This is a genomic window from Bacillus cereus group sp. N21 (assembly GCF_016483395.1).
Lineage (GTDB): Bacteria > Bacillota > Bacilli > Bacillales > Bacillaceae_G > Bacillus_A > Bacillus_A pseudomycoides.
This window is the reverse complement of the sequence record NZ_JAEHBX010000036.1, coordinates 40,852-50,182: the sequence shown is the minus strand read 5'-3', so window position 1 is coordinate 50,182 and position 9,331 is coordinate 40,852. Positions and strand designations below refer to the sequence as shown.

The following is a 9,331-nucleotide window of genomic DNA, read 5'->3' as shown; positions in this document are numbered from 1 at the left end:
AAACTGAACGAAAAGTCGCCTTTTTTGTTTTACATGTGTTTTATGAGATGAAAAACGAAAGTTTTTCAGTGGCCTCTACAGATTTGGATACTACTTTTTTAAGTAAGCCACCTGTGCCTTGTAGTATTCTAATTCTTCTTCCATACTATCGAATTTCGTACGAGAACGACCTTTCAAGGGGTTTTTGAAGCCCTTATTACCGTTGTTTTTCCCCCGTGAGTCTGAAATACCACCTGTTTCTTGATATTTCTGAACCCAATCCATTAACTGTGTTCTACTTTTAAGCCCATATTTCTTCGCTATAGCTGATTGGCTACCCTCATCATTTAAAAAACTTTCTACAACTTGTATCTTTAATTCATCTGAATAAGTTTGAAATTTAACCCCTTTTTTAACCATAATAAAATCCCCTCCAAGTAGAAGTGTAACATCCATGTTTGTTCATGGTCTTTTTACACTGTCTACCTTAAGGGGATAATATCAGGTTCGAAGTGAACAATAATAGTAGACATTGGTCCCGATCCTGAAACGGGCAAAAGACGCCAAAAATGGTTTTCAGGATATAAAACGAAAAAAGAAGCACAAACCGATATGGCTAAAAGAATCGTAGAAATAGAAGAAGGCTCGTATATCGAGCCCACAAAAATGAGAGTACGTGAATTCTTTATTCAATATCTTGAAGCTAGGAAGATAAATCTTAGAGAAACCACGTACTATAACTATAGTAGACATATTAATAATCGTATTATACCAAAACTCAGTAACATTCCAATGCAAAAATTAAAGGATATAGATCTTGAAAAATTTTATAGTGATCTATCAGAAAGTATGAAGCCCATTACGGTACGAAGTATACATCAGATTATTCGTACTGCCCTTTCTTATGCAATGAGACATAAAATTGTTAAAAAGAATGTTGCGGATGTTGTAAGTCCACCTAAAGGTGTAGAAAAAACAGTAAACACTTGGTCTGAGGAAGATGTACTGCGTTTTTTAAAAAATGCTCAGGATAGTCGTTATTATGTAGCTTATCTTCTTGCAATCACTTGTGGAATGCGTAAAGGTGAAATACTAGGTCTACAATGGAAAGACATTGATTTTGAAAGAAGAACATCATGAACGAATACATGTAGAAAAAGAACGTTACGGAAGTGAATATAACGACTATGATTTGGTCTTCCCTACCGTCAACGGTAATCCTTGCAATTTCAGAAATTTGACACAGCTCTGGAAAAAGCTTATAAAGAAAAGTGAGGTTCCTGATATTCGGTTCCATGATCTAAGGCATACCCATGCAACTCTAATGTTGAGACAAGGTATTCATCCGAAGATTGTAAGTAAACGTTTAGGACATAAAAGAGTAGGCATCACTTTAGACACCTACTCGCATGTCGTACCAGGACTACAAGAAAAAGCAGTTGAAGATTTTGCAAATAATCTATTTCAAAAACACTAATGTTTGTAAAATGTTTGCAAATACGGATTTTGCATAAAAATACTAGCAGATTCGTATAAAATTGAAAGGAGCAAAAAACATGAAAGAAATCAAGTCTGAAAAGGAATTCAAGGATATTATCGCAAGCGAGGAGCCAGTAGTAGTTAAGTTCTTCACTACATGGTGCCCAGATTGTGTACGTATGGATAACTTTATCGGAGATGTAATGGAAGAGTTCCAGAAATTCGAATGGTATTCTATTAATAAAGATGAGTTCCCAAGTATTGCAGAAGAGTATCAAGTAATGGGAATTCCTAGCTTATTAGTGTATCAAAATGGTGAAAAACTTGGTCATTTACATAGTGCGAATGCAAAAACAGAAGAGCAAGTTACTGAGTTTTTAGAAGCATACTAAAATAGAAGAAGTGCCTCTGAGATATATTCTTTCAGAGGCACTTTTTTAGTCTTTTTTAATGATTTTCTTTCGTAATTACTTAGTCATTTCTTCAGAAGTGTAATAGGCTATTTCCTCCTGACCAATATACATTAGGATACTTCTTTCTCCTTCATCTCCAAGATACATCTCCATTTTTATATGTAATTAACAAATCATATAGCAGATTACTAATCCCCTTTAATTTTTAATATTCATAAAATAAGCTTCATTTAAACCGCCAAATCCTTTCGAAATAGATATCGATAGCATAGAAATATCTTGCTTCCTCATTGGACGACTTACCCCCTGTGATACTAAGGATCGTAAAAAGCAGGATAATATTTTTCGCATCTTCCCCCTTCCTTATATCGCAAAGGAAATCCGATGAAATTTTTACCTTTTCTCACTTTGTACTTTGCAACATATTTTTCCTTTGCGAAACTTTGTTATCCCCTACTTAAAAAAATATAAAGCGTCAACAATGTTTGTATAGACCCACACGAGTTTCGTTTGATACTCTATTAATAGAAAGAATTTCCCAACAGAAAGGTGAGTGATCATTATGAATTCACTTTCTAATAAAGAAGCTGATAAAGGAGCTATTGTCAGCATTATCGCCTACATATTTTTATCATCACTGAAAATCGTAATTAGCTATATTGCCCTTTCCAGTGCATTACGGGCGGATGGTTTAAATAACTTAACAGATATTGGTGCTTCTTTAGCTGTATTAATTGGTCTTAAAATTTCTCGTAAGCCCCGTGATCCGGATCATCCATACGGACATTCACGTGCAGAACAAATCGCTTCACTTGTTGCCTCCTTTATTATGGCGACGGTCAGCTTAGAAGTAATCGTAAGTGCAATTCAATCGTTTTTCAATCCGCAAAAAACAGCACCAAATGTACTTGCGGCATGGGTTGCCTTATTTTGTGCTGTCATCATGTACGTCGTGTACAAATATAATAATAAAATTGCGCAGCGAACAAAGAGTAAAGCATTAGAAGCCGCTGCAAAAGATAATTTATCAGATGCTCTCGTGAGTATAGGTACAGTTGTCGGCATTGTAGCATCACAGTTCCACATGCCTATCCTCGATCCAATTGCGGCGTTAATCGTTGGCTTTATTATTTGCAAAACCGCGTGGGACATCTTTATAGAAGCTTCTCATATGTTAACTGACGGCATTGATCCGGATAAAATGGAGGAATATTCACAAGCTGTCAGACTCGTTTCTGGTGTTGAACATATTGTTGATATTCGCGCACGTATGTATGGAAACCAAACGTATGTGGATATTACGATTGAAGTAGATGCCCATATGGACGTGAGTAAAAGCCATCATATTACCGATAAAATTGAAGAAATGTTAGAACGAAAATTTGGAATTTTACACACTCATATTCATGTTGAACCTATGCAAAAAGAACCTATGATGACATAGGTTCTTTTTTGATGAATGCTTGATGAAACATAATACATAAAATAAGCCAACTTCCACCCGCTGCCCAGCCCGCTAATATATCGGATGGATAATGGACACCGAGATATACACGGCTAACAGAAATAGAAAATATAACAAAACATGTAATAAAAATAAGCAACAACTTTTTATGCAGTGTAATGCGATGTTCTGTGATTGTTACATAGGCGATAAACCCTAAAAATGCTGTAGCATTCATCGTATGGCCGCTCGGAAAACTATACCCTGTAGCTGTAACAAGCTGCGTGACATCCGGTCTTGGGCGCTCGTACCATAATTTTAAGAGGCTGTTAAGATAACGAGATCCATAATAATTAACGATTAAAAATAACGCACTTAACAACTTTTTTCGAATGAGAAAGTACATTACAACTATGATTAATACTGGAAAATATATTTTTTTTGAACCAATATAAGACATCCAGGTAAAATAAGCTGTCAAATAATCGTTCCGAAAACCTTGGATAAATTTGGAAATAACATCATCAAATCTCTCAACACAAGCGGTATGATACGAAAGTGATAATCCGACAAAACAAATGAGTAACGTACTTAACAAGTATACATGTCGATATCGTTTCACATACATAACCTCACTATATAAAAATAAGAAATGGAGCGGTTGTTTTAGTTTTCCTCCCCATTTCTTTTTTATGCATCATTTATTAAGAAATATAACTGTTAATTTTTTGCTGCATCGTTGGAATGTCTTCACGTGTTACAGTAAAGCGAACAACTCTTTCATCTAAGTCTAAAGCTTCTGAAAATAAACCTGCTAACCCACGGGCTTTTCTGTCAACTTCCATAATAATGTCCAAACGATCATAAGCACGTGGTAAAATTAATAATTCCAATTCATCCAATTTGCCATAATACTGTCCGGAAACTGGAATGAACTCAAACTCTTGCGCAAATGGAATATTGGCACGTAAATGACGTGGTAATTCTTCACACTCCGCTTGACGAAGCCTAAATCCTAATTGTTTTACGCTATCTAAAACACTGTTTAATAACACATTCGGTAGCACCTGAATGTAATCACGATCACTCGGATCAATACTGTGCTTAATATCAAGACCTGTATGAATCCAAACCGTTTTCATTCCAAATGTAAGTGGCGCTTCAATTGGCATTGAGAATGAAAATGGAATTTCTACTTTTTCATTTGGAGATATCGTAATAGGTTCGGTTAAACGTACTCGTTCTAGATCGAATGTAGCACTTACTTTTTTATCATCTACTTCTCGTATATACAATGTCGATAGTGTTAAATAAATGCTTTCAATTTGTTGATTGACTGATCCACCCGTAATATGAACCACACCTACAATTTCTTCTCCTACTAAATATTCATCTTTCTCAAGAACTGTATCCACTTTTGCATTTCCTATTCCAACGCTTGCTAAAAACTTTTGAAACATGTATCCCCCATCCTTTCTAATGCATGGCGTACATCTTCTCTAACTTCTTGTATATTTTCGTAATAAGGAGGCTTCATCCGTAGCATTCGCATAATAATTTCACAGTTTTCTTTCATTAGCTGTAACTCTTCGTACCATGGCCTTTCTTCTTTTGCAGTAGATTCATAGCCAGAGTATAATAAAAATAATGTAAAGTGGCCTAGCGCATAAAAATCACTACGATAGTGAATTTCTCGCATATAGGCTTGTTCTCCTTCATAGGTAGATGCTCGTTCATCGATTTCTTCTATAAATCTAGCTAATCCAAAATCGATAATACTAATCTGCTCCTCTTTTATTAAAATGTTAGGAATTCGTAAGTCTCGGTGAATAATACCTTTACTATGAAAATAAGAAACTGGCTCAAGTACTTTATATAAAATCTGAAAAACCTCACGCTCTTCATATACATGTCCATCTTTGAAAATGAAGTCTTCAAAATTCTTACCTGGCATGTACTCCATTACAAAAAACGGCTGTTTTTTCCATATAAAGCCGTCATATAAGCGCGGTATTGCCGGATGATCTAACTGCTCTAAAATCGCTTGCTCCTGTGCGAATGACCTTCTACCTGACATATATTTTTGCTTACTTTGTCTTAACTGTTTCAAAACTCTTTTTTCTTTCGTTTGCAAATCATAAACGATATATGTAAAGCCATAGCTGCCCATTCCAATTACTGATTCAATTTTATAGCGCTGCGAGACAATTGTATCCATACGCAGCGGTCTATCAAACCAGGCGAGTATATCACGCCATTTCATCAACTACTTGAAAAAAAGCTGCGGCTTTTACGCTTTCTTTTATAATGCTGATGTCCATAGCCATGAGAATTTCTCCTCTTGTTATAATCACTACTTGAATACGAACGACCTCTATGACGATAATGACTACTTGAATACGAACGATATCTATTCTTCTTTCCTAGTAAAGAATCAATAATTTTTTTGAACATCCCTTCACCTCTTGCTTAAAGTTTTCTTTTTATTATATCAATAATTACGCTTTATGTTTGTGACAAGTTTGTAAAGAAAGAATTTTGAAGTGTAAAAAACGACGAGTAGATCCCGTCGTTACTTTCACCCTTCATCCTCATCAAACACTTCATCAATCATACATTTTTCTAGTAAATATTCAAATGTAATATCAGCGAGATCTTCAATCTCTTCTCGCTTTGGTACATACCCTCTCTCAATTAGTTGCTCATAAAAAAACTCCGCAATTTCTTCCGTATCAATTACGACTTCAATTTCCTTCATGAGCATCACCCCTTTATTTCTGTTTTATGAAAAAATTTCAAAATTATGTATACGAGATTAGAAAAATAGATTTTCTTTTCCAAATCATACTTACTTGTCTGTCATATCCTTTCATCTTGCAGCATACGATGTAGTACAAGCAATTTGAAGGGGGAAATACGAATGGAATATCAATATGAAATAGAGCAAAGAAAAGAAGAGTTCATGCATGAAGATAAATGGGCAGACTCTATCATTAAAGGGCTTATTATTTTTTTAACTATTGTAGGTATACCGTACACAATATATATTTTTGTTCAATTTCTTCTTGCTTTCTAACTATTTTTTCTCTGTTAATTTAACTAAATAATTATGGACGACATCCATAACAATTTTATATTCTTCATCTTGAAATGTTTCGTATAATAATTGATAGTCGTTATAAATATCTAATAATCCATCAATAATTTCTTGTCTGCTTGTTTTAATACTCACCTTTTTTGAGTTGTTTATTGACTTCAATTTTCCTAAATCTAATTTATTCATCCCGGCTTTATCTTGTTTCATTTTTTTCAAGATTGCATTAGCAGTTTGTGCATTCGCAAGCAAAGTTAAATCTGATTCATCAGCCTCTAACCACTCACCATCTGTAATTCTCGATAATTCATATATTGTATCTTCCCAGGCATCATTTTTATACCGCCACACCTCTGTGCGAAACCCAACGATACGAAAAACATCTTTATCATATCCCGTAACTTGCACAAGATCACCGAACGTAAAATGATAGCGTAATTCAATCCATTCTGTTTCACCTTTTTTCATTTCTTGTTCCGTAACATGTTGAAGTGTTTGTTCCACGTAATATCCATCATGATTATTAACTTCATATACATAAACGCCATCTAATATTTTCATATTTGTAATTTTGCCAACAGTTCCATATAGCGTAATCACGACTATATCTCCTACATTATATTTAGGTTGTTTTTTTCTTGCCATTTATATCTCTCCTTTTTAAAGTCGTGATTTTGATACCAGTATATGCAAACGGCAGAAAAACGCTTATCACATCAGCTTATATTCAAAAAATTTTTCAATAAAAAAATACATCACTTTTTATAGAGTGATGTACCAATACAGATATATTTGTATGTGTTTAATCGTTATCTTTCTTGTATGTATAGCTCCCACGCCTCATCAAAAATAGACATACTGCCTAGTAATCCACTTAATTCTAAATATGAACTAATTTCATCGTAATCTTCTGATTGCTTCGGAAAACTTAAATCATCGTACATAGCTTCAGCTAAATCTGATATTTCATTTCTGATTAAAGACGCACGATACTTCATCATATAGTGATAAAATGACTTTTTCAAAAATATTCCCTACCTTTCTAACTTGGATACATTATACAAGGGTAAAAAGAAAAAAACCAGCATAATCGCTGGTTAAAAGTCGAAATAATTTCTTTTCAGGAGACGTGGACGTTCCATTAATTCTTCATATGTCAATTGTTTTGGTAAATCTTTTGTATAAATTAAAAACAACTGATCTTCTATTTCTTTTACAACATGATCAGCCTGATAGTCCATTCCACATGATGAACACGAAATACATGGTGTCTTTTGAATTTCAATGGCTTTTGTACCATCTGGCAATTCCCAATATACAGTATTCAGACTTTCTCTTGCTTCTGTACTGTCACACCACATACAATTCATACTGCGTCACCCTCAGCTTTTTTGCCATCTTCTAATTTCGACATTTGGGCTTGATACTTTTTATCTTTTAACTGATCACGCTTATCTCGTTTATCTTTTAAAGAAGAATGTGTTTCATTTGTTTCATAATCTTTCCGACGATTCATACGTTGTAAATCATCCGGAACAAGATTAAATTTCTTATCACTCATCAATCCTGCTACACCAATATCCGAACGTTTCTCTTCATATGTTGGATAAATCTCTTTAAAGTAACCTTCCGCTCTTCCTGGTACATAGTTTTCTGGTTCTGGATATGTTGTAATAACACCTTCAAAGTTACGAAGAACAACTTTATCTGCGCTTTGTGAAATTAAATAATTTGGCTGAAGAGCAATTTTCCCGCCGCCTCCTGGTGCATCTACAACGAACGTTGGGACCGCATAACCAGACGTATGTCCACGTAACCCTTCAATAATTTCTAATCCTTTTGAAACCGGAGCGCGGAAATGACCGATACCTTCTGATAAATCACATTGATAAATGTAATACGGACGAACACGAATTTTTACTAAATCGTGCATCAGTTTTTTCATAATCGGAACGCTATCATTAATACCTGCTAAAATAACCGCTTGGTTTCCAATTGGAACACCTGCATTTGCAAGCATTTCACATGCTAGTTTTGATTCTTCTGTAATTTCAATAGAAGTGTTAAAGTGCGTATTTAACCATACTGGGTGATATTTTTTAATAATATTACATAGATTTTCTGTAATACGTTGCGGGAATACAACTGGCGCTCTCGTTCCGATACGAATAATTTCCACATGCGGAATTGCGCGTAAATTTTTTAATACGTATTCTAAGATTTTATCATTAATAAGAAGACCATCCCCACCAGAAATTAAAACATCTCGTACTTGTGGCGTTTCACGAATATAAGCAATTGCATCATCTAATTGTTTTTTCGGAACACCCATTCCAATTTGTCCACTAAAACGACGACGTGTACAGTAACGACAGTACATAGAACATTGATTTGTTACTAAAAATAACACGCGGTCTGGATAACGATGTGTTAAACCTGGAACTGGTGAATCCTCATCTTCATGAAGCGGATCTTCTAAATCATACTTTGTTTTATATAATTCTTCCGAAATCGGTACAGATTGCATCCGAATCGGACAGCGTGGATCATCGGGATTCATAAGAGAAGCATAATACGGTGTAATATTTAACGGAATCGTTTTTGTTGAAATTTTAACACCTTCTTCTTCTTCTGGTGTCAAATTAATCACTTTCTTTAAATCATCTAACGTTTTGATCGTATTCGTTAATTGCCAAACCCAATCATTCCATTGCTCTTCTGTAACATCTTTCCATAATTCGATATCTTTCCAGTGACGATTTGGTTTGTATACATCATGTAACATTGCTATTCCCCCTTTTTTTACGCTCGCCATTTATATAAGCAATAATTATGCCAACTCCACATTTTCAAGAAGTGATGACGAAAGATACCCTATTATATATAAGAAAAAATATTTTTCTTATTTTAAATGGCGCTCTA

At 34.5% G+C, this 9,331-nt stretch carries 13 protein-coding genes and 1 pseudogene; 4 read left to right on the top strand and 10 right to left on the bottom strand.

The genetic code is table 11. The features are described from left to right. Positions 1-90: 90 nt before the first annotated feature. Positions 91-399 carry a helix-turn-helix domain-containing protein gene (locus tag JDS96_RS19190; RefSeq protein WP_199667706.1) on the bottom strand — a complete coding sequence of 103 codons (309 nt, stop codon included), beginning with the start codon at positions 397-399 and terminating at the stop codon, positions 91-93. Between the two features lie 99 nt (positions 400-498). Between JDS96_RS19190 and JDS96_RS33290 the strand changes: the two are divergent. The 3 genes and pseudogenes from JDS96_RS33290 to JDS96_RS19160 all read left to right on the top strand — a co-directional run bounded on the left by JDS96_RS33290 (position 499) and on the right by JDS96_RS19160 (position 3,315). Beyond that, positions 499-1,456 (top strand): annotated as a pseudogene (locus JDS96_RS33290) (site-specific integrase). A 79-nt stretch (positions 1,457-1,535) separates the two neighbouring features. Then, complete coding sequence (locus JDS96_RS19170; RefSeq protein ID WP_016114761.1) at positions 1,536-1,850, top strand: thioredoxin family protein; 315 nt, start codon at positions 1,536-1,538, stop codon at positions 1,848-1,850. 583 nt (positions 1,851-2,433) lie between these two features. Continuing rightward, a complete protein-coding gene (locus JDS96_RS19160; protein ID WP_199667703.1) occupies positions 2,434-3,315 on the top strand; it encodes a cation diffusion facilitator family transporter in 882 nt (293 codons plus the stop codon). Here JDS96_RS19160 and JDS96_RS19155 read toward each other — a convergent pair. The 5 genes from JDS96_RS19155 to JDS96_RS19135 form a co-directional block, all read right to left on the bottom strand. Beyond that, entirely contained in the window at positions 3,302-3,937 is a 636-nt protein-coding gene (locus JDS96_RS19155; RefSeq protein WP_199667702.1) for a phosphatase PAP2 family protein, read from the bottom strand. The two genes, JDS96_RS19160 and JDS96_RS19155, sit on opposite strands and share 14 nt — an antisense overlap. 82 nt (positions 3,938-4,019) lie before the next feature. Further along, positions 4,020-4,775: a sporulation protein gene (locus JDS96_RS19150; RefSeq protein ID WP_199667701.1), complete on the bottom strand. Its 756-nt coding sequence runs from the start codon at positions 4,773-4,775 to the stop codon at positions 4,020-4,022. Beyond that, on the bottom strand, positions 4,757-5,578 hold the full coding sequence (locus JDS96_RS19145; protein ID WP_097794998.1) for a serine/threonine protein kinase: 822 nt from the start codon (positions 5,576-5,578) through the stop codon (positions 4,757-4,759). Before JDS96_RS19145 ends, JDS96_RS19150 begins: the two co-directional genes overlap by 19 nt. Continuing rightward, entirely contained in the window at positions 5,578-5,769 is a 192-nt protein-coding gene (locus JDS96_RS19140) for a hypothetical protein (protein ID WP_199667700.1), read from the bottom strand. Before JDS96_RS19140 ends, JDS96_RS19145 begins: the two co-directional genes overlap by 1 nt. 124 nt (positions 5,770-5,893) lie before the next feature. Further along, positions 5,894-6,073, bottom strand: coding sequence for a YozD family protein (locus JDS96_RS19135; RefSeq protein ID WP_003197525.1), 180 nt, complete (start codon positions 6,071-6,073; stop codon positions 5,894-5,896). Between the two features lie 162 nt (positions 6,074-6,235). Between JDS96_RS19135 and JDS96_RS19130 the strand changes: the two genes are divergently transcribed. Further along, positions 6,236-6,391, top strand: coding sequence for a DUF3930 family protein (locus JDS96_RS19130; protein ID WP_003197522.1), 156 nt, complete (start codon positions 6,236-6,238; stop codon positions 6,389-6,391). On the opposite strand, the gene JDS96_RS19125 is transcribed toward JDS96_RS19130, so the two are convergent. From JDS96_RS19125 to kamA, 4 genes are all read right to left on the bottom strand, one after another. Beyond that, complete coding sequence (locus JDS96_RS19125) at positions 6,392-7,054, bottom strand: hypothetical protein (protein WP_006094764.1); 663 nt, start codon at positions 7,052-7,054, stop codon at positions 6,392-6,394. A 164-nt stretch (positions 7,055-7,218) separates the two neighbouring features. Then, positions 7,219-7,434, bottom strand: coding sequence for a YozE family protein (locus JDS96_RS19120; protein WP_018766382.1), 216 nt, complete (start codon positions 7,432-7,434; stop codon positions 7,219-7,221). 72 nt (positions 7,435-7,506) lie between these two features. Beyond that, a complete protein-coding gene (locus JDS96_RS19115; RefSeq protein ID WP_018766383.1) occupies positions 7,507-7,779 on the bottom strand; it encodes a YokU family protein in 273 nt (90 codons plus the stop codon). Then, complete coding sequence (gene kamA / locus JDS96_RS19110) at positions 7,776-9,194, bottom strand: lysine 2,3-aminomutase (protein WP_018766384.1); 1,419 nt, start codon at positions 9,192-9,194, stop codon at positions 7,776-7,778. Before kamA ends, JDS96_RS19115 begins: the two co-directional genes overlap by 4 nt. Positions 9,195-9,331: the final 137 nt, after the last annotated feature.

Coding starts and splice junctions, on each gene's coding strand:
- JDS96_RS19190 (WP_199667706.1), bottom strand. CDS start 399: ATGGTTAAAAAAGGGGTTAAATTTCAAACTTATTCAGATGAATTAAAG.
- JDS96_RS19170 (WP_016114761.1), top strand. CDS start 1,536: ATGAAAGAAATCAAGTCTGAAAAGGAATTCAAGGATATTATCGCAAGC.
- JDS96_RS19160 (WP_199667703.1), top strand. CDS start 2,434: ATGAATTCACTTTCTAATAAAGAAGCTGATAAAGGAGCTATTGTCAGC.
- JDS96_RS19150 (WP_199667701.1), bottom strand. CDS start 4,775: ATGTTTCAAAAGTTTTTAGCAAGCGTTGGAATAGGAAATGCAAAAGTG.
- JDS96_RS19145 (WP_097794998.1), bottom strand. CDS start 5,578: ATGAAATGGCGTGATATACTCGCCTGGTTTGATAGACCGCTGCGTATG.
- JDS96_RS19140 (WP_199667700.1), bottom strand. CDS start 5,769: ATGTTCAAAAAAATTATTGATTCTTTACTAGGAAAGAAGAATAGATAT.
- JDS96_RS19135 (WP_003197525.1), bottom strand. CDS start 6,073: ATGAAGGAAATTGAAGTCGTAATTGATACGGAAGAAATTGCGGAGTTT.
- JDS96_RS19130 (WP_003197522.1), top strand. CDS start 6,236: ATGGAATATCAATATGAAATAGAGCAAAGAAAAGAAGAGTTCATGCAT.
- JDS96_RS19125 (WP_006094764.1), bottom strand. CDS start 7,054: ATGGCAAGAAAAAAACAACCTAAATATAATGTAGGAGATATAGTCGTG.
- JDS96_RS19115 (WP_018766383.1), bottom strand. CDS start 7,779: ATGAATTGTATGTGGTGTGACAGTACAGAAGCAAGAGAAAGTCTGAAT.
- kamA (WP_018766384.1), bottom strand. CDS start 9,194: ATGTTACATGATGTATACAAACCAAATCGTCACTGGAAAGATATCGAA.